The sequence below is a fragment of the Xylanibacter brevis ATCC 19188 genome, from assembly GCF_000621725.1.
Taxonomy (GTDB): Bacteria; Bacteroidota; Bacteroidia; order Bacteroidales; family Bacteroidaceae; genus Prevotella; species Prevotella brevis.
This window is the reverse complement of sequence record NZ_JHXM01000011.1, coordinates 22,399-44,323: the sequence shown is the minus strand read 5'-3', so window position 1 is coordinate 44,323 and position 21,925 is coordinate 22,399. Positions and strand designations below refer to the sequence as shown.

Annotated in this window: 17 protein-coding genes; 11 read left to right on the top strand and 6 right to left on the bottom strand. The window is 42.6% G+C overall.

Features of this window, described 5'->3' with window-relative positions; all coding sequences use genetic code 11:
- Nucleotides 1-4 precede the first annotated feature (4 nt).
- Genes T433_RS0107335 through T433_RS0107315 form a run of 5 tightly spaced genes read left to right on the top strand, consistent with a single transcriptional unit; the run spans nt 5 to nt 7,477 of the window.
- A complete protein-coding gene (locus T433_RS0107335) occupies nt 5-2,545 on the top strand; it encodes a BatD family protein (RefSeq protein WP_211249745.1) in 2,541 nt (846 codons plus the stop codon).
- An 11-nt stretch (nt 2,546-2,556) separates the two neighbouring features.
- Nucleotides 2,557-3,258: a phosphatase PAP2 family protein gene (locus T433_RS0107330; RefSeq protein WP_027455359.1), complete on the top strand. Its 702-nt coding sequence runs from the start codon at nt 2,557-2,559 to the stop codon at nt 3,256-3,258.
- Nucleotides 3,259-3,263: 5 nt separating this feature from the next.
- Nucleotides 3,264-4,484, top strand: coding sequence for an S-adenosylmethionine:tRNA ribosyltransferase-isomerase (locus tag T433_RS0107325; RefSeq protein ID WP_027455358.1), 1,221 nt, complete (start codon nt 3,264-3,266; stop codon nt 4,482-4,484).
- Between the two features lie 12 nt (nt 4,485-4,496).
- A complete protein-coding gene (locus T433_RS0107320) occupies nt 4,497-5,558 on the top strand; it encodes a DUF2027 domain-containing protein (RefSeq protein WP_027450270.1) in 1,062 nt (353 codons plus the stop codon).
- Nucleotides 5,555-7,477, top strand: coding sequence for an NAD(+) synthase (locus tag T433_RS0107315; protein ID WP_027450269.1), 1,923 nt, complete (start codon nt 5,555-5,557; stop codon nt 7,475-7,477). Before T433_RS0107320 ends, T433_RS0107315 begins: the two co-directional genes overlap by 4 nt.
- A gap of 70 nt (nt 7,478-7,547) precedes the next feature.
- Here the strand turns inward: T433_RS0107315 and T433_RS0107310 are convergent, their stop codons facing one another.
- On the bottom strand, nt 7,548-8,528 hold the full coding sequence (locus tag T433_RS0107310; protein ID WP_027450268.1) for an ROK family protein: 981 nt from the start codon (nt 8,526-8,528) through the stop codon (nt 7,548-7,550).
- 150 nt (nt 8,529-8,678) lie between these two features.
- On the opposite strand from T433_RS0107310, the gene T433_RS0107305 reads away from it, so the two are divergent.
- From T433_RS0107305 to T433_RS0107285, 5 genes are read left to right on the top strand one after another with little or no spacing between them, the layout of a single operon-like run.
- On the top strand, nt 8,679-9,359 hold the full coding sequence (locus tag T433_RS0107305) for a LysE family translocator (RefSeq protein ID WP_027450267.1): 681 nt from the start codon (nt 8,679-8,681) through the stop codon (nt 9,357-9,359).
- Between the two features lie 12 nt (nt 9,360-9,371).
- A complete protein-coding gene (locus tag T433_RS0107300) occupies nt 9,372-9,917 on the top strand; it encodes a DUF4924 family protein (RefSeq protein WP_027455357.1) in 546 nt (181 codons plus the stop codon).
- A gap of 3 nt (nt 9,918-9,920) precedes the next feature.
- Nucleotides 9,921-10,769, top strand: a complete 849-nt coding sequence (gene rfbD / locus T433_RS0107295) for a dTDP-4-dehydrorhamnose reductase (protein ID WP_027450265.1) — start codon at nt 9,921-9,923, stop codon at nt 10,767-10,769.
- A 46-nt stretch (nt 10,770-10,815) separates the two neighbouring features.
- A complete protein-coding gene (locus T433_RS0107290) occupies nt 10,816-12,405 on the top strand; it encodes a peptide chain release factor 3 (RefSeq protein WP_027455356.1) in 1,590 nt (529 codons plus the stop codon).
- A 17-nt stretch (nt 12,406-12,422) separates the two neighbouring features.
- Nucleotides 12,423-13,004, top strand: a complete 582-nt coding sequence (locus T433_RS0107285) for an L-threonylcarbamoyladenylate synthase (protein ID WP_027450263.1) — start codon at nt 12,423-12,425, stop codon at nt 13,002-13,004.
- 167 nt (nt 13,005-13,171) lie between these two features.
- On the opposite strand, the gene T433_RS0107280 is transcribed toward T433_RS0107285, so the two are convergent.
- The 3 genes from T433_RS0107280 to T433_RS15910 form a co-directional block, all read right to left on the bottom strand.
- Nucleotides 13,172-14,509 (bottom strand): NADP-specific glutamate dehydrogenase, encoded by a 1,338-nt coding sequence (locus T433_RS0107280; RefSeq protein ID WP_027450262.1) that lies wholly within the window; start codon nt 14,507-14,509, stop codon nt 13,172-13,174.
- A 1,055-nt stretch (nt 14,510-15,564) separates the two neighbouring features.
- Nucleotides 15,565-17,229 carry an OmpP1/FadL family transporter gene (locus T433_RS0107275; protein ID WP_027455355.1) on the bottom strand — a complete coding sequence of 555 codons (1,665 nt, stop codon included), beginning with the start codon at nt 17,227-17,229 and terminating at the stop codon, nt 15,565-15,567.
- Between the two features lie 40 nt (nt 17,230-17,269).
- Nucleotides 17,270-18,295, bottom strand: a complete 1,026-nt coding sequence (locus tag T433_RS15910) for a hypothetical protein (protein WP_052357033.1) — start codon at nt 18,293-18,295, stop codon at nt 17,270-17,272.
- 138 nt (nt 18,296-18,433) lie between these two features.
- Between T433_RS15910 and prmA the strand changes: the two genes are divergently transcribed.
- Nucleotides 18,434-19,309: a 50S ribosomal protein L11 methyltransferase gene (gene prmA / locus T433_RS0107265; protein WP_027455354.1), complete on the top strand. Its 876-nt coding sequence runs from the start codon at nt 18,434-18,436 to the stop codon at nt 19,307-19,309.
- Nucleotides 19,310-19,321: 12 nt separating this feature from the next.
- On the opposite strand, the gene T433_RS0107260 is transcribed toward prmA, so the two are convergent.
- Nucleotides 19,322-20,296: a F0F1 ATP synthase subunit gamma gene (locus T433_RS0107260; RefSeq protein WP_027455353.1), complete on the bottom strand. Its 975-nt coding sequence runs from the start codon at nt 20,294-20,296 to the stop codon at nt 19,322-19,324.
- A gap of 6 nt (nt 20,297-20,302) precedes the next feature.
- Nucleotides 20,303-21,889 carry a F0F1 ATP synthase subunit alpha gene (gene atpA, locus T433_RS0107255; protein WP_027450257.1) on the bottom strand — a complete coding sequence of 529 codons (1,587 nt, stop codon included), beginning with the start codon at nt 21,887-21,889 and terminating at the stop codon, nt 20,303-20,305.
- Between the last annotated feature and the right edge of the window lie 36 nt (nt 21,890-21,925).

Genomic DNA, 21,925 nt, shown 5'->3' with positions numbered 1-21,925 from the left:
CATTATGATATTAAATAATAGACTTCTACACGCAATATTGATGTTGCTGTTGCTTCACACAACAGCAGCAGCACAGCAACTGACTGCAAATGCGCCTCAACAGGTGGAAAAAGGCCAGCAATTCAGGCTTACTTATACAGCCACAACTCAAGATGTGTCTGGATTCCGTATTGGTCAAATACCAGATGCTTTTGAGGTTTTGATGGGGCCGAGTACCTCAAGTCAGAGTAGTTTCAGCATGGTTAATGGTAAGACATCGCATTCTTCTACCATTACATATACATATATTCTTAGTGCAGAAAAGAATGGTACTTTTACGATTCCGCCTGCTACCATTAGTATTGGCGGTAAGCATGTAAAGTCAAACATTGTCAAGATTCAGGTTGTTGGTTCTTCGTCAAACTCTAACCAGAGCAGAGGACAGCAAGGAGAAACACGTGCTTCAGGTTCTAATATATCCGGAGCAGACTTGTTTATTAAAGTTACAGCATCAAAACAACATGTTGTAGAGCAGGAACCCATATTGCTTACTTATAAAGTATATACATTGGTGCGTCTTTCACAACTAGAGGGAAAAATGCCAGACCTGAAAGGTTTTCATACGCAGGAAATTCCCTTGCCACAGGAAAAGAGCTTTAAGATTGAGCAATATAATGGAAGAAACTACAAGACAGTCACATGGAGCCAATATGTCATGTTCCCGCAGATAACGGGTAAACTTGAAGTTCCCAGCATTACGTTCAATGGTATCGTTGTACAAGAGAATAGAAATGTTGATCCTTTTGAAGCCTTCTTTAACGGAGGTTCTGGCTATGTGGAAGTCAAGAAACAGATAAAGGCCCCCGGCATATCTATTCATGTCGATCCTCTTCCCAACAAACCCGGTGCCTTCTCAGGTGGAGTGGGTAATTTTTCTATTAAATCCGAAATTGACAAAACACGACTTAAGGCTAACGACCCGCTAACAATCAAAGTCGTAATTAGTGGTGTCGGAAATCTGAAACTTATCAAGCAACCGGAAATTCAGTTTCCTAAGGACTTTGATACATACGATCCTAAGCTAACAGAAAAAACGCATTTGACAGCAAATGGGTTAGAGGGAGACGTTACTTATGAGTATTTAGCCGTACCACGTCATCAAGGTCAATACGATATACCTGCAGTAGAGTTTACCTATTTCGATACTAAAACGCGCCAATATAAGACTCTCACTACGGAGCCATTTCATCTCATGGTAGAAAAAGGTGATGGCAATGATAATGAAATTGAGAATTTTGCTAATCAAGAAGAATTGCAATTGTTAGATAGCGATATTCATCACATCAAAGTTGGTGATGTTATTCTTCAACAAAAGGATCAGTCATTTTTTGCATCTATGGATTATTGGATATCAATAGGTGTGTTATTGATTATCTTTATTGCGCTGTTTGTTATCTTTAGGAAACGCGCTATAGAGAATGCCGATGTTGTAAGGATGCGCGGAAAGAAAGCCAATAAAATTGCAGCCAAACGCTTAAAGAAAGCAGCTAAACTCATGAAGAATAATCTTCCTGATCAGTTCTTCGATGAAGTGCTAAGAGCTTTGTGGGGTTATGTTGGCGACAAATTGAATATCTCAGTAGAGAAACTTTCAAGAGACAATATCAGTGAGCGTTTAAATGAACGACAAGTAAACCAACAAACTATTGATCAATTTGTTGAAGCAATAGACGAGTGTGAGTTTGAAAGATACGCCCCTGGTGATTCAAAAGTAAACATGACAAAAGTATATAATTCAGCAATGACTGCAATAGAACATATTGAAAAGTACTTGGTGTTACTTCTTATATTTGTATTTGCGCCCATTAGCAGTCATGCAGTTAGCAAAGCTGAAGCAGACAGCTCGTATGTAAGTGGTAATTATCAATTAGCAATAAAACAATATAAGCAGATTCTGGAAACAGGAGTTAGTGCTGAGTTGTATTATAACTTGGGTAACTCTTATTACAGAACAGACGAGATTACACAGGCAATTATTTCTTATGAGCGTGCCTTGAGATTATCGCCAGCCGATGCCGATATTAAACACAATCTTCAGATGGCTCGTAGTAAGACCGTTGATAAGATTGCACCAGAGAGTGAACTGTTCTTTGTCACATGGTATCATGCAGTCATTAATCTAATGAGTGCCAATGGTTGGGCATACCTTTCACTTGCCAGTTTGGCTCTCGCTATATTGTTATTGTTACTGTATCTGTTTTCTAACCCTCTGTGGATTAGAAAGGTTGGCTTTTTCGGAGGTCTTTCGGCTTTCCTTTTGTTTGTTGTTGCTATCATCTGTGCTTGGCAACAGCAATATAAGATGTCAATACACGATCAAGCTATCATAACAGTTTCTGCCGTACCTATTAAAAGTGCGCCATCTCAAGGGGGAAAAGACATATTTTTGTTGCATGAAGGAACAAAAGTAAGTATTACCGACGACACAATGAATGAATGGAAAGAGATACGCCTCTCTGATGGCAAAATAGGATGGATTGAGGCTGATAAGATGGAAATCATTTAATTATTGCAATCATGGATATAAATACACTTATAGATATAGACAGACAACTACTATTATCAGTTAATGGTAGTGAATCTTTGTTCATTGATGGATTAGCAAAAACACTGACCACCGCTGGAACTTGGATTCCTCTATACTTGTCGCTATTCTATATTGTATTAAAGAATAATGACAGCATCCAAAAAATATTATTAATATTAGGAGGTGCTGGTCTATGTGTTTTTCTGGCAGGAACCTTAAATGACGTGTTTATGAAGCCATTTGTTATGAGATGGCGCCCCACTCATGACGATGTTATTGGTCAATATGTTGATGTGGTAAATGGCTATAGAGGAGGGAAATATGGTTTTTTCTCTTCGCATGCTGCCAATACGTTCAGTATTGCGGTATTCTTTGCATTACTGACTAAAAGTCGAATTCTATCCATCACTTTATTTACATGGTCATTCATTAATTGTTGGACACGTCTGTATTTAGGTGTTCATTTTCCTGGCGATATCCTTTGCGGTTTATGTTGGGGTGGCATCGTCGGTTTAAGCATCGGCTTTATTTATTTCCGTGTTAAGAAGCAACTATATTCTTCAAATAGTTATATATCCTCTCATTATACAAAAACAGGCTATCAGAAGTCGGATGTCGATATCGTTCTCACTGTTTTTATGCTAACCATATTGTATTCAATTCTTAGAGCTTGTTGCTATTTATATATTTAAAGAAAATGGAAACAAAACATATTCATATCAGTGATTATAATTATCCCTTGCCAGATGAGCGAATTGCAAAATTCCCTTTAGCTAAACGCGATGACTCAAAACTGCTGGTTTATAATAAAGGGATTGTTAGCGAAGATCGTTTCTTCAATCTTTCCAAATATCTGCCACAAGGCGCATTGATGGTCTTCAACAATACAAAAGTAATCCAAGCAAGACTTCATTTCCGTAAAGAAACGGGGGCGCTTATCGAGGTTTTCCTCTTAGAACCTGCCAAACCGGCAGATTATGAGCAGATGTTTCAAACCAAAGGTAGTTGTTCTTGGCTATGTCTTGTAGGTAATTTAAAGAAATGGAAAGAAGGTACTTTAACACGACAGTTGACCATTAATGATGAAACGTTGAACTTCACTGCTACGCGTGGGGAAATTCATGGCACTAGTCATTGGATAGATTTTTCCTGGGATAATGATCACATCTCTTTTGCTGAGATCCTAGAGTCAATGGGTGAACTACCCATTCCGCCTTATTTGAACAGAGAAACCCAAGAGAGTGATAAGACCACCTATCAGACGGTCTATTCTAAGATCAAAGGTAGTGTTGCTGCACCTACAGCCGGTCTTCATTTTACTCCCAGTGTTCTCAGTTCTTTAGATAATCATGGCATCGATCGCGAAGAACTCACTCTTCACGTTGGAGCAGGTACCTTTAAACCCGTGAAAAGCGAGGAAATTAGCGATCATGAGATGCATACAGAATATATCTGCGTGCGTCGACAGACATTGGAGAAACTGATGAAACATGATTGTTGTGCCATTGCTGTTGGCACAACCAGTGTGCGCACGCTTGAAAGTCTCTATTATATGGGATTAAAGGTTCTTAAGAACCCTCTGATCTCAGAAGCAGAACTTCATGTTTACCAATGGGAACCATATGAAAGCGATGATGCTGCGTTAGCTACAGTTCAGCAGTCTATCCAGGCTCTGATTGATTGGCTTGATAATAATCATTTGCCTGCACTTCATAGCAGCACACAGATTATTATAGCTCCTGGTTACAAATATAAAATTGTTAAGATGCTGGTAACCAATTTCCATCAACCACAATCCACCTTACTCTTACTCGTAAGTGCGTTTGTTAATGGCGACTGGCACAAAATATATGATTATGCATTAGCTCACGATTTCCGCTTCTTGAGCTATGGCGATAGTTCTTTGTTGATACCTTAATTGTACTTGAAAATGAAGATAGGAGATAAAGTAAGATTCCTGAGCGAAATTGGCGGCGGAAAGGTCGCAGGCTTCCAGGGTAAGAATATTGTATTGGTTGAAGACGAGGATGGTTTTCAGGTACCAATGCAAATGAGTGAAGTGGTGGTCATTGGCGAGGAAAACTATGACACGAGTCATGTCATAGAGATGAAACAGCAGACCAATAATTCCGTAGAAAAAGAAGTAGAACCAGCCGACAAACCAATCACCTTTAAAGCTCAACCAGAAGAGAGAAAGGGTGGGGAAGCGCTCTCTGCATATTTGGCTTTTGTGCCTATCGATATCAAGGAGTTGACCAATACGCGCTTTGAGGCCTATTTTGTCAACGACTCCAATTATTATATGCGTTTCACCTATGCTACGGCAGAAGGAAATAGTTGGAAGTTAAGAGTCACCGAAGAGGTAGAACCAAATACGAAACTCTTTTTAGAGGAGTTTGGCCGTGAGGATCTTAATGATTTAGAGCGTGTGGCTATACAAATTCTGCCTTATAAAACGACCAAGCATTATTTGCTGAAACCCTCTGTAGATGTTCAGTTTCGCATAGATGCTGTCAAGTTCTATAAGCTACATACCTTTCAGAATAATGCATTCTTTGAGCAGCCAGCATTGGTATATACCATTATCAAAGACGACAAGCCTGTACGACCTTTGGTCATCGACGCTCAACAGCTGAAGGCGAATATGTATCAGAAAGGCGATAATACCCCCCAGGCACGCCCAGAAATCAAAAAGGAATATAAAGAAGGCGACCCCATTGTTGTTGATCTGCACGCAGATGCTCTTCTGGAAACAACGAATGGCATGAATGCCACAGACATCCTTAACTACCAATTGGATGTCTTGCGCAAGACACTTAAAACCTATGAAAAGAAAAAGGGAACAAAGATTATCTTTATTCATGGAAAAGGTGAGGGCGTGTTGCGTAAAGCTATCATCAATGAGCTACAGTATAAGTATAAACATTATATTTACCAAGATGCATCTTTCCGCGAATACGGTTATGGTGCCACACAAGTGACAATCAAATGAAATACGGATTAATGAAAGTAGCCGCAGCAATACCAAGTATTCGTGTGGCTGATGTGGAATTTAATGTCCAGCAGATTGAGAGTCTTATTGTTCAGGCTGAAGGAAAGGGCGTAGAACTTATTGTGTTCCCAGAACTAAGCATCACGGGATATACTTGTCAGGACCTATTCAGCCAGCAACTCCTTCTCGACAAGGCAGAAGAATCCCTGCTAGTTCTTCTTGACTTTACTCGCAAGTTGAACATCATCTCTGTTGTGGGACTTCCTGTTCGTGTTGGCGCCTTATTGTACAATTGTGCAGTTGTCATCCAGCAAGGTAGCATCCTTGGTGTCATTCCCAAAACGCACCTGCCAAATTATAATGAGTTTTACGAGAAAAGGTGGTTCGCTTCTGCTGCCGATTTGATTCCACAGGACATCTATCTGGCTGGTAGTCCTATTCACATATCAAACGAGCCTATCGTCTTCCGTACTTGCGATGGTGCTTGCTTTGGCATTGAGATTTGTGAGGACGTCTGGGCTCCATTGCCACCAAGCAATAATCTAGCCTTGGCTGGAGCAGATATTATCTTAAATCTCTCTGCCACAGATGAATTAAATGGAAAGCATAAGTATCTCTGCTCGCTTCTTGCTCAGCAGAGTGCACGCATGATGTGTGGCTACGTGTATAGCAGTTGTGGTTTTGGCGAATCAACACAGGATGTCGTTTATGGCGGAAATGCACTTATCTATGAAAATGGCATCTTGCTCGCTGAAGCAGATCGCTTCTCTATCGACCCTCAGCTGCGTATTCAGCAAATAGATATAGACAGACTTCGTCTTGAACGCCAAAACAACACAACATTCCGTTCGGCCCAGGTTGGAGCTGTAGCTCGTGTGATTAATACCAAACTGGTAGAACACCGTGAGTTTGAACTTATCAGAACAATTAATCCTTATCCTTTCATTCCCAAGGATGAAGATATGATTGATGCTTGTGAAGAGATTCTTAATATTCAGACGATGGGCTTATGCAAGCGTCTTCATCACACGCGTTGTGAGAATGTCGTTATTGGTATTAGTGGTGGTCTTGATTCAACATTAGCATTGCTTATTACCATTCGCGCCTTTGACAAGTTGGGATTGTCTCGTCGTGGTATCACAGGTATTACGATGCCTGGATTTGGCACCACAGACCGTACTCATGAGAATGCCGTCAAACTGATGCAGTCACTTGGTATAACGATTCGCGAAATCAATATTTCAAAGTCTGTTCTCCAGCATTTTGAAGACATAGGCCATCAGGTAGAGAATCATGATGTAACATACGAGAATTCTCAGGCTCGTGAACGCACACAAATACTGATGGATGTGGCTAATCAAGTAGGTGGTATGGTTATCGGTACAGGCGACCTTTCTGAATTAGCTTTAGGGTGGTGTACCTATAATGGTGATCATATGTCTATGTATGGTGTGAACGCTGGTGTTCCTAAGACATTGGTACAGTACCTCATCAAGTATATTGCCAACCAGCCAGCATTCCTTCAGGAAAGAGAAACCTTGATAGATGTGATAGAAACCCCCATCTCGCCAGAGTTGACACCAGCGGATGCTGATGGAAATATCGCTCAGAAAACCGAAGATCTTGTCGGTCCCTACGAACTGCATGATTTCTTCTTGTATTATCATCTGCGCGTAGGTTTCCGTCCTTCAAAGATATTCTTGTTGGCACAGCATGCCTTCGGCGACAAGTATGACGACGACACGATTAAGCATTGGTTAAAGACCTTCTGTCGTCGTTTTTTTAATCAACAGTTCAAACGCTCATGCCTGCCAGATGGTCCGAAGGTGGGAAGCGTAAGCCTCTCTCCACGAGGTGACTGGCGCATGCCAAGCGATGCTTCGAGTGCTCTTTGGCTGAAAGAATGCGACGAACTCTAATAAACGAAATCCCCTGTTATCCGTCAATCATTAGATAACAGGGGATTTTTATATTAATTCTTTTTTAATCTTACACTTCCCATCCCACTGCAGATGCTCCAAGTACAGCTGCAGAAGAACCATCAAGACCGCTAACCAAGAACTTGGCTTTTCCCTTGAAGATCTTTAATACGTGTTTGTCGTATGACTCACGGATAGGTTTCATAATAAGTTCGCCAGCTTTGGTCATACCGCCAAAGAAGATAAATGCTTCAGGAGATGAGAATGCAGCAAAGTCTGCGCAAGCCTCTCCGAGCATGTTTCCGGTAAACTCATAAATCTCGTTTGCCAACTCATCACCCTTTTCGGCTGCAATAGAAACATCGAGTGAAGTGATGTCTGCAGGATTGATATCGCGGAGTAGGGAAGGACGTTCGGTAGTTGACAATATTTCGCGAGCTGTACGTGCAACACCTGTTGCTGAGCAATAAGCTTCAAGACAGCCAGTACGACCACATCCGCAGCTACGACCATTTTCACGACGCATGATGACGTGACCAAGCTCACCGGCAAATCCATCGTGACCATAGAGCAACTGGCCATTTACCACGATACCAGAACCAACGCCAGTACCAAGAGTGATAACGATAAAGTTCTTCATGCCGCGAGCAACGCCATAAACCATCTCGCCAATAGCTGCTGCATTGGCATCGTTTGTAAGTGCTACAGGAATACCATTCAGCTTGTCACTGAACATTTTTGCCAAGGGAACGATGCCATCATGTGCCCAAGGTAAGTTGGGAGCGAATTCGATTGTTCCATTATAGTAGTTACCATTAGGAGCACCAATACCCATAGCTTTAATGGTATCAATACCTCCAACTTGCTCGATGATGGGTTGTAATGCTTCTACAGAAGCTGCTACATAATCTTCAGCAGAGGTAAATCCTCCGGTCTTTATAGCAGTTGTGGCTTTAATATCGCCGCGGGCATCAACAATTCCAAATACTGAGTTTGTGCCTCCTAAGTCCAAGCCTATAACGTATGGCTTAATAGTTGATTGTGTCTCCATTATTATACATTTAGTGTGAGTAAAATCAAATGCAAAGATAACTTAATTATTTGGAATAGTTTGCTTACTTAACATTTTTTATAAGTGAAACAAAAAATATTATTAGCGGATTCTTCATTTCTAATTAAAATTAGTACCTTTGCAAACATTATGCCGTTTGTTGTTAACACGATACCAAACATACTAGATATTGTATTTAAGGGAATGCTCATAGGTATTATCGCTTCTGCACCTATGGGGCCTGTTGGAGTACTCTGTGTTCAGCGCACACTGAACAAGGGCCGATGGTATGGTTTTGTTACAGGAGTTGGCGCTTCTGTAAGTGATATGATTTATGCGGGAATTACCGGTTTGGGTATGGGATATGTGGTAGATTTTGTTAGCAACGATACCACACGTTTCTATCTTCAGATAGCAGGAAGTGTGATGCTTCTTTTATTTGGTATTTTTACCTATCGCACGGATCCTACAAAAAACATACGAAAGCCTGGTCAGAAGAAAGGTACATTGGCACATAATGCTATAACGGCTTTTCTGGTGACTTTAAGCAATCCTCTTATTATCTTTCTGTTTATGGCACTCTATGCCCAGTTTGCATTTGGACTTCAGCCAGATCTTCCTATTGATATGGTTGTTGGTTTCCTTAGCATTATAGGAGGTGCTTTGCTATGGTGGTGGTCGCTGTCGTGGTTAGTTGATAAGATCAGAACCAAGTTCGACCAGAATGGTATCAAGCTGATTAATCAGATTATCGGCATGTTAGTGATTGTCGGTAGTGTTATTATTTTACTCTCAACGCTTACAAGTTTGCATCTTTATCATATTTTTTAGTTATTTCTTATTATGTTTATTGCACAGGAATTACGTAAAAATAATATTGCGGAATACCTGCTTTATATGTGGCAGGTAGAGGATACTATTCGAGCTTTTGATTGTTCGCTTTCTCGTATTCGTCGCGAATATATCGATCGTTTTGATTATACAGAAGAACAAAAAGATGACGAAGCTGATTGGTTCGGCAATCTTATAAAGATGATGAACGAGGAAGGTTGTCGGGCGCAAGGTCATTTGCAGATCAACAAAGTAACACTTCAGTTGTTGTCAGAACTGCATGCACAGCTTTTAGCATCGCCCAAGTTCCCCTTTTACAACACTGCCTATTATAAGGTTTTACCTTTTATTGTTGAATTACGCAATCATGGTGCCAATAAGGAAGAGGGTGAAATCGAGACCTGTTTGAATCTGTTGTATGGTGTTATGATGCTCCGTTTGCAGAAAAAAGAGGTTTCGACTAGCACATCGCATGCCGTAAAAGAGGTATCGACTTTTATTGGGATGCTGTCTGACTATTATAAAAAAGATAAAGAAGAAGGATTAAAGTTTGAGTAGGTCATGAATATTCTTATCACGGGCTGTAATGGTCAATTAGGTAACGAGATGCAGCTGTTGGAGGGTAAGTATCCTCTGCATACATTCTTTAATACTGACGTTAATGAATTGGACATCACAAATCAAGAAGCTATTGCGGCATTCGTTAATATCCATGAGATTGACGGCATTGTCAACTGCGCTGCTTATACTGCAGTGGATAAAGCAGAAAGCAACACGGAGCTATGTACACTGTTGAACAGCAGCGCTCCAGGATACTTAGCTAAAGCTGTAGAACAGCGTGGCGGATGGATGATTCAAATCAGTACTGATTATGTGTTCGACGGCACGAGTCATGTGCCCTATGTAGAAACCGCTCCCGTATGCCCCAATAGCGTTTATGGTCGTACTAAATTAGAAGGAGAAATTGCTGTACGTGAATCTTGCAAAAGGTCAGTGATTATCCGTACAGCTTGGTTGTATTCTACGTTTGGCAACAACTTTGTGAAGACCATGATTCGTTTAGGGCAGGAACGTGATGAGCTAGGCGTGATCTTTGATCAAATAGGAACACCAACTTATGCTCGTGACTTAGCTTTAGCCATTATGACAGTCATTGATAAAGGAATTGTTCCTGGCGTCTATCATTTTAGTAACGAGGGTGTCATCTCTTGGTATGACTTTGCAAAAGCGATCCATCGTATCGCAGGAGTGAAAGACTGTCATGTGCGCCCATTACATACTGTGGAATATCCTACACCCGCAGCCAGACCACACTATAGTGTTTTGGACAAATCCAAGATAAAAGAGACTTATCAGATAGAAATACCCTATTGGGAGGAGTCGTTAAGAGAGTGTATAGAAAAATTATAAATAGAGTTTTAGGCAAGTTCGCTTGAAATCCAAATAAAAGTAAGCAATGCGCGAAGAAATAGAAAGAAGAAGAACATTTGCGATTATATCGCACCCAGATGCAGGTAAGACCACATTGACTGAGAAGTTCCTGCTTTTCGGTGGACAGATTCAGGTAGCCGGTGCTGTTAAAAGCAATAAGATTAAGAAGACGGCCACCAGTGACTGGATGGAGATAGAAAAGCAGCGTGGTATTTCGGTTAGTACCTCTGTGATGGAGTTTGACTATACCCCTGAAGGAAAAGATATTGAATACAAGGTAAATATCCTCGACACACCAGGTCACCAAGACTTCGCTGAAGATACGTTCCGCACACTGACAGCCGTTGACTCAGCTATTATCGTTGTTGACGGAGCTAAGGGTGTTGAGACTCAGACACGCAAGCTGATGACAGTTTGTCGTATGCGCAAGACACCTGTTATTATCTTCATCAACAAGATGGACCGTGAAGGCCGTGATCCTTTCGATCTGCTCGATGAATTAGAGCAAGAGCTGGAAATCAAAGTTCGTCCTTTAAGTTGGCCTATCAACCAAGGTGCAAAATTCAAGGGCGTCTATAATATTTACGAGAAAAAGCTTGATCTCTTTACGCCCGACAAGCAGCGTGTCACAGAGAAGGTTGAAGTAAATATTGATAGCGAAGAACTGGATAAGAGAGTTGGAAGTAGCGATGCAGAGAAACTGCGTGAGGACTTGGAGCTCGTAGATGGTGTTTATCCAGAGTTCGATGTTGAGTCATATCGTTCTGCAGAGGTGGCACCAGTTTTCTTCGGCTCTGCACTGAACAACTTTGGCGTTCAGGAGCTTTTGAATTGCTTCGTTGAGATTGCACCGTCACCTCGTCCCACAAAGGCAGAGGAGCGCGAAGTGCAACCCGATGAGCAGAAGTTTACCGGTTTCATATTCAAGATTACTGCCAACATTGATCCCAATCACCGTTCATGTATCGCCTTCTGCAAGGTTTGCAGCGGTAAGTTCCAACGCAATGTGCCATATCTACACGTGCGCCAGGGTAAAACGATGCGTTTCACATCTCCTACGCAATTTATGGCTCAGCGTAAATCTACTATCGACGAGGCATGGCCCGGAGATATTGTTGGTTTGCCTGATTCTGGTGGCGTGTTTAAAATTGGCGATACGCTAACTGCTGGCGAACAGCTTCATTTCCGTGGATTGCCTTCTTTCTCACCAGAACTCTTTAAATACATCGAAAACGACGATCCCATGAAGTCTAAGCAGCTGCAAAAGGGTATTGACCAGCTGATGGATGAAGGTGTGGCTCAGTTGTTCGTAAACCAGTTCAACGGCAGAAAGATTATCGGCACTGTAGGTCAGCTTCAGTTTGAGGTAATTCAATATCGCTTGGAGAATGAATACAATGCCAAATGTCGCTGGGAACCAGTTCATCTGTATAAGGCATGTTGGATCTCTAGTGACGACGAACAGGAGTTGGAGAATTTCAAGAAGCGTAAATATCAATATATGGCCAAAGATAAGCAGGGACGTGATGTGTTCTTAGCAGACTCTGGCTATGTCCTTCAGATGGCTCAACAGGATTTTGAACATATCCAATTCCATTTCACAAGTGAGTTTTAATTGCAAATAATATTTGTATGACACAGCAACAAGACATCAAAAATGCAGTAGAAATACTGAGAAAGGGTGGGGTGATTCTTTATCCTACTGACACGGTTTGGGGTATTGGTTGTGATGCAACTAACGCAGATGCAGTTAAACGCGTTTATCAGATTAAACAGCGCGACGACTCAAAAGCTTTGATTTGCTTGGTGGACTCAGATGCAAGACTTCAACGTTATGTTAGAAATGTGCCCGATGTGGCCTGGCAGCTGATTGACAGTTTGAATGATGCAGAAGCAAAACCAACTACGCTGATTCTCGATGGCGCCATTAATTTGGCAGAGAATCTGATTGCCGAAGATGGTTCTATTGGTATTCGCATCACTCAAGAAGCTTTTTCAAAGGAGCTTTGTTTCCGTTTCCAGAAAGCACTTGTGTCAACCTCTGCAAATATCAGTGGTGAACCTGCTGCCCAGAATTACTGCGATATCGACCCACGCATCATCGAACAAGTTGATTATGTATGCTGGACACGCAGACAAGAGCACAAACCACATCAGCCATCTAGTATCATTAAACTAGAGCAGGATGGGGGAGTGAAGATCATTAGAAAGTAAGTTTATATTTCTTATCAAGTTAAAGCCACTCAGCTAATTATTCAGCTGAGTGGCTTCTTAGTTATCACAAATTGTCTAGAAAATTAAAAGGCCACCTAATAGATGAATCTACAGGTGGCCTTCCTCTTTATGAATTCAGTTTATGTGTTGAAATGGTATTTCTTGGATTATACGATACCCTGAGCCATCATAGCCTTAGCTACCTTCATGAAGCCGGCAACGTTTGCACCCTTCACGTAGTTGATGTAGCCATCAGCCTGTGTACCATACTTCACGCAGTTCTCGTGAATGTCGTTCATGATGCGCTTCAGGTAGTCATCAACTTCCTTAGCAGTCCAGCTCAGACGCTCAGAGTTCTGAGACATCTCAAGACCAGATACTGAAACACCACCAGCGTTTGAAGCCTTACCAGGAGCGTACAGGATCTTAGCATCCTGGAAGATCTTGATGGCCTCGGGCAGTGAAGGCATGTTTGCACCCTCAGCTACAGCGATAACACCGTTCTTTACGAGTGCAGCAGCTTCGTCGCCATTGATCTCATTCTGAGTAGCGCAAGGCAGAGCGATATCAGCCTTCTCGTACCAAGGACGCTTGCCCTCGTAGTACTTAGCTGTAGGATACTCCTCAACATATTCCTTAATACGTCCACGCTCTACGTTCTTCAGCTCCATGATGAAGTCGAGCTTAGCGCGATCGATACCGTCTGGATCGTAGATGTAACCATCTGAGTCAGACATAGTCATGGGGATAGCGCCCAACTGCAGACACTTCTCAGCAGCATACTGAGCTACGTTACCAGCACCAGAAATCAGAACCTTCTTACCCTTCAGGTCGATGCCGCGAGTTGCCAGCATAGATGTGAGGAAGTAAACAGTACCGTAACCAGTAGCCTCAGGACGAATCAGTGAACCACCGAACTGGATGCCCTTACCTGTGAGCACACCTTGGAACTGGTGTGTGAGCTTCTTGTACTGACCGAACATATAGCCAACCTCACGACCACCTACGCCGATGTCACCAGCAGGTACGTCCTCATCGGGACCAATGTGGCGATAGAGCTCGTTCATGAAGGCCTGGCAGAAACGCATTACTTCTGCGTCGCTCTTACCGCGGGGAGAGAAGTCTGAACCACCCTTAGCACCACCCATAGGAAGTGTTGTCAGTGAGTTCTTGAAGGTCTGCTCGAAAGCCAAGAACTTCAGAATACCCAAGTTTACAGACTTGTGATAACGGATACCGCCTTTGTAAGGACCAATGGCGTTATTGTGCTGAATGCGATAACCCATATTTGTCTGAACGTTGCCCTTGTCGTCAACCCATGTTACGCGGAACTCAATCACGCGATCGGGAATGCAAAGACGCTCAATCAGATTGTACTTCTCAAATTCAGGGTGCTTGTTGTACTCTTCTTCGATAGTAGGAAGAACTTGACTCACGGCCTGAATGTATTCAGGCTCGTTGGGGAATCTCAGTTTAAGATTCTCTACAACTTGTGCTGCATTCATAATCTTTTACCTTTTTAATTAATTTTTGAACTAAAGTTTATTTTTTTTGCGTTTGCGGTTGCAAAGTTATAGCAAAATTCCGAAATCGCAAACATTTTATCAATTATTTTATGGATTAATGTACTTTTTGATACTTATAAACGTCAGTTCTTGATTCATATCAAGCCAAAAGGGTATTTTAAGCTAGAATGATAGACTTCAAGATGACAAAAAGCATCATTTTTTTATGAGTTGCTTTACAAATTGTAAATCGTAATTATTGTATTGGTGAAAGAATGCTTTTAAACGTTCATTCGGCAACTTTAATAGCTTTATACTGATACTTTGATAAAACAATTGTTTGTAGATTGAATTTAATCCAGGGGCTAGAAATGATGATTCTAGAGTCTAGAATGATTCAATCTAGAGTCTAGAACCGGACGATCTAGGGTCTAGATTGATGTGATCTAGAGTCTAGATGGAGACCAAAAGTACCGCTATTGCAAGTCAAAACTAACGCTTTTGCAAGTCAATAGTACCGCTTTTGCAAATGAAATGTATTAGTATTGTCTTTGAAAAGTATAGGTATAGTTTCTTAAAAGGATAAGTTTTCTTTTATTGAAAGAATAATTCTTATATACCTAAAGCGACTGTTTGTTTTGATGAGTTGTATTGATTTGGTGATGCTTTTGGTCCTTATAAACCGGTAATACCAAATAAACGATAATCGGCATTATGATAAATAGGTAATTTGGGCATAAATAATTTATCTCCTATTTTATCAATGAAAGTCTGCTTATATATAATATATGGTGAAAAGTAAGATAAGGTGGAAAGTAATATAAGATTGAAAGTAAAATAAGGAGGAATTTAAAATGAAGTCTTAGAGGATAAACTACAAATAAAGGAATGGATGTTACGCACAAATTAATTTAGGTGCAGATTCGCGTTCATGTGTAAAGCTGAATCTGCACCTTTTATAATCGAAATTCTTTTATGTTAGAATCCTTTTAAACTGGAAATCCTTTTATATTAGAAATTATATTTCATATATATGGAACTATATTTTTAGTGTTTTAAAAAGTATATCCCAACGTAAACAGAAGTTGATGACGCTTGAAATTTAAAGAGCTTGGAGTTGAAATATTTGTTTCCCAAGCACCATTATCATTGAATTCTACATCTGGCTGGAATGGATAAAACATTCCTTTTGTCATGCTGTACTGATATGCAATGTCAAACGATACTTTGTTAACGCGATAACCAAAACCTGCTGTGATGCGATTGGTACCCTTCCAGTTGACATAATCAGGTGTTGATGAGAAATATGTGCCAGGAGAATCCAATGTGGTATCACGGAAGCCTTTCTCATTGTAGGCAGCCGACTGGTAGTTGTAACCCAGACGAACAGCAATTGATGGATCTGGCTTGAACTCGGCACCAAGTTTCAACAATGAAACACCCTTCAAAGTGCGATCTGTATGATTGTTCATGACGCGGTCAGAGTATGAATTCTCGTTGTCGTACTCATCGTATGTGCCATCATAGATGCGGGTGTCTGCTGTGCTATAATCACTATATTCGTAGCTGGCACCAAGAGCCAGGTAATTTCCGATGGTATGTCCTAAGCTCAATCCAAACTTCCAAGGTGTGTAATACTTGTACTCATAGACATCGTCGCTAGACAGATTATCATAACCCCAGGGCTTAAATCCTTCAGGGATAGCAGTATTATTATGAAGCACAGTGTAGTTCTCGGATTTCATCTCATACCACGTAGGCGTAGAAATTGAAAGACCGATGCGGAATGGTGACTCTTCGAAAGGCAAGAATATTACGCCAGCCTTCAAGTCAACACCATTGCCAGTAATGCGGCGCTCATCTTCAAGAACCATTGTGCCAGTTGAAAATCCATTAGCATCAATTATTTCCTCATCGTAAAGGCTATAACCTTTATAGTTAATATCGTGCAGGCCTAAAGTGAAGCCCCAATAGAAACGATCATGAATATTTCCACTTATATTGAAATCGTAGTCGGCAATCCATCCGCGATGTGCTTTGTCAAAGTAATAATCATTAGCATCATTAAAAAGCATTGCATGGTCGGCCCCCGTCGGGAATGCTGAGGTATTCTGATCATCCACATTATATACATTATGGTATAAATAATCCCATTGAGTGAACGGATATCCGTAGTCGTTAAGTTCAGAAGGATTCCTATACCCCATCCATTTATTTGTAACCGTATTATAACCTAGATCATATCCTCCGTTAGCATCACTGCCAAATGTGTTTTTGGCAAAAGCTAACTTGTTGAGAGATGCTTCGTGAGTGAAGCGATTATTCACCTGGATTATCTGATCGAAATTGCGACTCTTATGGTAGTTGAAGCCAAAGTTTACGTAAGAATCGTCATCATCAAGATTCATGGAGAACACAAAGCCAGCCTGATCAAAACTTAGATTGGTCTTGCCAAGATTATCAAACTTGTTCACCTCTTCCTGATTGACGCCACCGAACGAGATGGATGCATATGAATGGCGGAACATACCAATACCAGCTGGGTTGGTTGACATCGTAGAGATATCGGCTCCAAGTGCTTCGAGTGCGCCACCCATTCCCACATAGCGTGCAGTACCATTGAGGTCTGAACCTAACACACGCGCATTCTCATAGGTGTCCTGTGCAGTTGCCGACAGCATGGCCAGCGAAGCTGCTGCTAAAACGATATATCTTTTCATAATGGTTATTTCGTAATTGATTTATAGTACTTTTCCATTTTTATCTGCGACTGCCACCACGACTACCGCCGCGACTGCCTCCACCTATGGAGCCACCACGACTGCCGCCCATGGATGAGCCTCCGCCAAATGATCCGCGGCTTCCGCTAGATCCGAACGAACCGGTGCTACGGTTTTCGTATGACGATGAACTTGAACGACGGCTTCCTGAGTCAAACACGCTTCCGCTGCTGCGAGTTGGCGTAGAAGACGAGCCACCGATTGCAGATCTGCGTGAACCAGTAGAGCGTGGTGAAGCAGATTGAGCTCGGTTTGTGGTGCCACGCGAACCTATTGAAGAGGCACGAGAGCCAACAGAGTAACTGCGTGAACCTACAGAAGATGTAGTGGTGCGACGGCTTCCCAAAGAAGAACCTCTGTAGGCACCAGAACCATGAGCCACACCACGATAGTTGCCGTGGTATCCCCTATTCCAGTTGTGCGTTACGCCACCATACCAGCCATAATGCCAAGGATGGTAGTAGTGCCAGGAGTAGTAACCACCCCACCCCCATGACCATGAGCCATAGTACCAAGGATCATACCATCCATAGTGCCATCCCCATCCAGCATACCAAGGATCGTACCAGGTGTAATCATACCAAGGATAGAACGATGCGTAATACCAGGGTGAATGCCAAGAGCGGAATCCCCATGAATCACGTCGTCCATCAAGATAGCCATCCCAGTAAGACTCCGATGGCGTATAGTCTTCCCAGCGAGCCATTTTCTTAGTGATGCTGTAATCCTCTTGGGTTGAATCTGGATAGACACCCATGGTCTCGTCAAAATCTATCACGTCGTTAGCCGAATCATTTGCCAAGACATCGTATGAGTTGCCGCGACGATTGTAGTCATCGACACTTCTGGAGCTACCAGAATAATAAGTATTCTCGGCAGAACGCTCTGCAGAAGAATACGTTTTAGCGGGCTTCGACTTTTTGGGAACAAAGTACATGTCATCCTGAGCCAGCAAGGTAGTTGGCAGGATGCCAAAGCTGAGGGTCAGTAACAATAACTTTTTCATATCTCTTAAATCCTTTAGTTTATATTCTTTTACGATGCAAAAATAAAACTTATTTCCATGCAAATTTACGGAAAAACCCTAAAACATAGTAGGATTTTCCCTAATTTTTGTAATTTTGCGGGTAAATTTAACAAAGAAATGAAGTATTACGAGGTTACATTTAATATAAAAGGAGCAGAAGAACTGCAGCAGACAGCTTGTGACGTTTTTGCTTCGATGGCAGCAGAAGCTGGCTTTGAAACTTTTGAAGAGTGCGAAAACGGCCTTAAGGGATATGTTCAGCAGAACCTATTCGATAGGTCTGCACTTGATGGCATTATAGAAGATTTCCCCCTACCCTTTTCTATCAGCTATACTGTAGAGGAAGCTGAGGATAAAGATTGGAACGAACAATGGGAGAAGGAAGGATTCATGCCAATTTGTATCCAGACGCCTGTTTCGCGTGGAGAAGGTGTCTTAGCGATTCATGACGGAAGACATCTGCCAGAGAAAATGGATATGGGCATTGAAATAGATGCACACTTGGCCTTTGGCACAGGAACACACGAAACAACCCGTATGATCGTAACCTCGCTTCTTGACTTGGATCTGAACAACAAACGCTTCTTAGATTGTGGCACAGGCACCGGTATTTTAGCTATAACGGCTTTGAAACTGGGGGCCTGCGAAGCCATTGGTTATGATATCGACGAATGGAGTGTAGATAATGCCAGGCATAATGCGGTGATTAATCGTGTAGATGATCACTTCCAGTCATATCTTGGCGATGCTAAAGTTTTGGATGATGCAATACAAGGACATTTCGATATCATAACAGCCAATATCAATAGGAATATCCTGCTGGCAGATATGCCTGCCTTTGTGGGTAAAATGAAAGAACATGCAATCCTCATATTAAGTGGTTTTTATGAGGATGACATTGAAATACTTACAAGAAAAGCAACTGAGCTGGGATTGCAAAAGAAAGCCCAGCGGCTGGATGACCACTGGGCTTGTTTAGTATTCGAAAAGTGATTTGTCAATACGTTAGTTATTGACAGATCCTCCCACAATATCAAGCAATTCTGAAGTGATAGCCTGCTGACGACTCTTGTTGTACTGCAGATTCAACTGACGCAAGAGCTCGTCAGCATTGTCGGTAGCTGTCTGCATCGCAACCATACGCGCTGCATGCTCTGAGGCAACACTATCGAGAAGTGCGGTGTAGAGCATCAGATGAGCGTACTTAGGAATCAAACTAGAAAGCACGCTATCCATATCAGGCTCAACGATGAAGTTGTCATTCAGAGGCTTTGCTTCCTCTTTCTTTGAACCCTCATCATGTGAAGCACCATGCTTCTTCAGATATTCCTGCGACTTCTTAGTAGCAATATTCGAAGTGAGATCACGCTCGTGATCACGCTCCAACTCGCTTTCAACATCAATCGGCAGGAAGGTCTTCTTACAAAGAATCTGCGATCCGGCACTCTTGAAGTGATGATAGATCAAGTCCACTTTGTCGATTTCTCCATCGGCAAAACGCTGGCCGAGCTCGGCGGCCAGTTTGATGCATTGATTAACGTTAGGATGATCCACCATTTCGTTTTGATCATACATCACGTTAAAACCCATCTTCCTGGCTTTCTCTGCTACTTTTCTTCCGATTGGGTACACCTCGACATTTTCTGCGCCTAGTTGGTCAGACAGCTGCTTCACGGTGCTCAGCATCATCTTGATGACATTGGCGTTGAACCCACCACAGAGTGAAGAATTAGAAGAGTAAACAACTAAAGCCACTCGTTTTACTGGGCGCACCTGATCATAAATAGACTGAGCTTCTGCCTCGGCAGCGAGGAATGACTTAAGAATATGCTCAAGCATTGACTCATAGGGCAGCATGTTCTGGATAGCCACCTGAGCATGATGCAGCTTAGAACTTGCCACCATTTTCATAGCGGAAGTGATCTTACGCGTGCTGTTGACCGAGGCAATACGGCCTTTAATTTCTTTCAGGCTGGGCATAGGCTATCATGCTTTGTATGTTCCGGCGATATCAGCCATCACTGACTCAATCTTCTGCGTGGTGGCATCGTCAATGTTGCCACTGGCCAGTGTCTCGATAACCTCCGGAGCTGACGAACGCAACTTGTCGAGGAACTGATTCTGGCACTCGCGAACCTTGTCGATGGGCACCTCGCGCATCAAACCGTGCACACCACAATAGAGGATGGCCACCTGCTCACCAACGGGCATGGGGCTATACTGTGGCTGAATGAGCAACTGATTGTTCTTACGACCACGATCCAGCGTCATTGCGGTCACTGCATCCATATCACTAGAGAACTTAGAGAAAGCCTCCAACTCGCGATACTGAGCTTGGTCAATTTTCAGTGTACCTGCCACCTTCTTCATACTCTTGATTTGAGCCGAACCACCTACACGAGATACAGAGATACCTACGTTGATGGCAGGGCGGAAACCCTGGTTGAAGAGGTCTGACTCCAAGAATATCTGACCGTCGGTGATTGAGATAACGTTGGTTGGGATGTAAGCTGATACGTCGCCGGCCTGAGTCTCGATGATAGGCAGCGCGGTGAGCGAACCACCACCCTTCACGTGGCCTTTCATACACTCGGGCAGGTCGTTCATCTGTTCGGCTACTTCCTGCTGCTCGTTCATCTTGGCAGCGCGCTCAAGCAAACGAGAGTGCAAATAGAACACATCACCAGGATAAGCCTCACGTCCAGAAGGACGACGCAGAATCAGCGATACTTCACGATAAGCTACAGCCTGCTTTGAAAGGTCATCATAGACCACGAGTGCAGGAAGACCGCGATCGCGGAAGTACTCACCGATAGCAGCTCCGGCAAAAGGTGCATAATACTGCATAGCTGCAGGATCAGCGGCAGTAGCTGCCACGATAATCGTGTAAGGCATAGCGCCATGCTCCTTCAGCGTCTGAACAAGGTTGGCTACAGTACTAGCTTTCTGTCCGATGGCTACGTAGATACAATAAACGGGCTTGCCTGCTTCATAGAAACTCTTCTGGTTGATGATCGTATCAACAGCAATAGCCGTCTTACCTGTCTGACGGTCGCCAATGATAAGCTCACGCTGACCACGACCAATAGGAATCATCGAGTCGATAGCCTTCAGTCCAGTTTGCAGAGGTTCTTTCACTGGCTGACGATAGATAACGCCAGGCGCTTTGCGGTCAAGCGGCATCTCGAAAGCGTCAGTGAGATCAATGTCGCCCTTGCCGTCGACAGCTTGACCCAGAGGGTTGATGACGCGTCCCAGCATATTATCGTTGACACGAATTGAAGCAATACGCTTGGTACGCTTAACAACCATGCCCTCTTTAATGCCTGATGTGCTGCCCAGCAGCACACAACCTACGTTGTCTTCCTCCAAGTTCATGACGATAGCCATCGTACCGTTTTCGAATTCGAGCAGCTCGTTGGCCTCGGCATTTCGCAGACCATAGATACGGGCTACACCATCGCTAACGGTTAGTACGGTACCAACTTCGTCAAACTGTGCAGCATTCTGAATGCCTTTCAGTTGTTCAAGAAGTACCTGACTGACTTCGCTTGGTTTTATTTTATCTGACATTGTTTTAATTTTTATTCGTTATGACGTTACGACGTT

What these genes read in the sequence shown, in the direction of transcription:
- T433_RS0107320 (WP_027450270.1), top strand. Translation starts at nt 4,497, where the DNA reads ATGAAGATAGGAGATAAAGTAAGATTCCTGAGCGAAATTGGCGGCGGA.
- T433_RS0107330 (WP_027455359.1), top strand. Translation starts at nt 2,557, where the DNA reads ATGGATATAAATACACTTATAGATATAGACAGACAACTACTATTATCA.
- T433_RS0107275 (WP_027455355.1), bottom strand. Translation starts at nt 17,229, where the DNA reads ATGAAAAGATATATCGTTTTAGCAGCAGCTTCGCTGGCCATGCTGTCG.
- T433_RS0107315 (WP_027450269.1), top strand. Translation starts at nt 5,555, where the DNA reads ATGAAATACGGATTAATGAAAGTAGCCGCAGCAATACCAAGTATTCGT.
- T433_RS0107280 (WP_027450262.1), bottom strand. Translation starts at nt 14,509, where the DNA reads ATGAATGCAGCACAAGTTGTAGAGAATCTTAAACTGAGATTCCCCAAC.
- T433_RS0107285 (WP_027450263.1), top strand. Translation starts at nt 12,423, where the DNA reads ATGACACAGCAACAAGACATCAAAAATGCAGTAGAAATACTGAGAAAG.
- T433_RS15910 (WP_052357033.1), bottom strand. Translation starts at nt 18,295, where the DNA reads ATGAAAAAGTTATTGTTACTGACCCTCAGCTTTGGCATCCTGCCAACT.
- T433_RS0107290 (WP_027455356.1), top strand. Translation starts at nt 10,816, where the DNA reads ATGCGCGAAGAAATAGAAAGAAGAAGAACATTTGCGATTATATCGCAC.
- T433_RS0107305 (WP_027450267.1), top strand. Translation starts at nt 8,679, where the DNA reads ATGCCGTTTGTTGTTAACACGATACCAAACATACTAGATATTGTATTT.
- T433_RS0107300 (WP_027455357.1), top strand. Translation starts at nt 9,372, where the DNA reads ATGTTTATTGCACAGGAATTACGTAAAAATAATATTGCGGAATACCTG.
- rfbD (WP_027450265.1), top strand. Translation starts at nt 9,921, where the DNA reads ATGAATATTCTTATCACGGGCTGTAATGGTCAATTAGGTAACGAGATG.
- prmA (WP_027455354.1), top strand. Translation starts at nt 18,434, where the DNA reads ATGAAGTATTACGAGGTTACATTTAATATAAAAGGAGCAGAAGAACTG.
- T433_RS0107310 (WP_027450268.1), bottom strand. Translation starts at nt 8,528, where the DNA reads ATGGAGACACAATCAACTATTAAGCCATACGTTATAGGCTTGGACTTA.
- atpA (WP_027450257.1), bottom strand. Translation starts at nt 21,889, where the DNA reads ATGTCAGATAAAATAAAACCAAGCGAAGTCAGTCAGGTACTTCTTGAA.
- T433_RS0107260 (WP_027455353.1), bottom strand. Translation starts at nt 20,296, where the DNA reads ATGCCCAGCCTGAAAGAAATTAAAGGCCGTATTGCCTCGGTCAACAGC.
- T433_RS0107325 (WP_027455358.1), top strand. Translation starts at nt 3,264, where the DNA reads ATGGAAACAAAACATATTCATATCAGTGATTATAATTATCCCTTGCCA.
- T433_RS0107335 (WP_211249745.1), top strand. Translation starts at nt 5, where the DNA reads ATGATATTAAATAATAGACTTCTACACGCAATATTGATGTTGCTGTTG.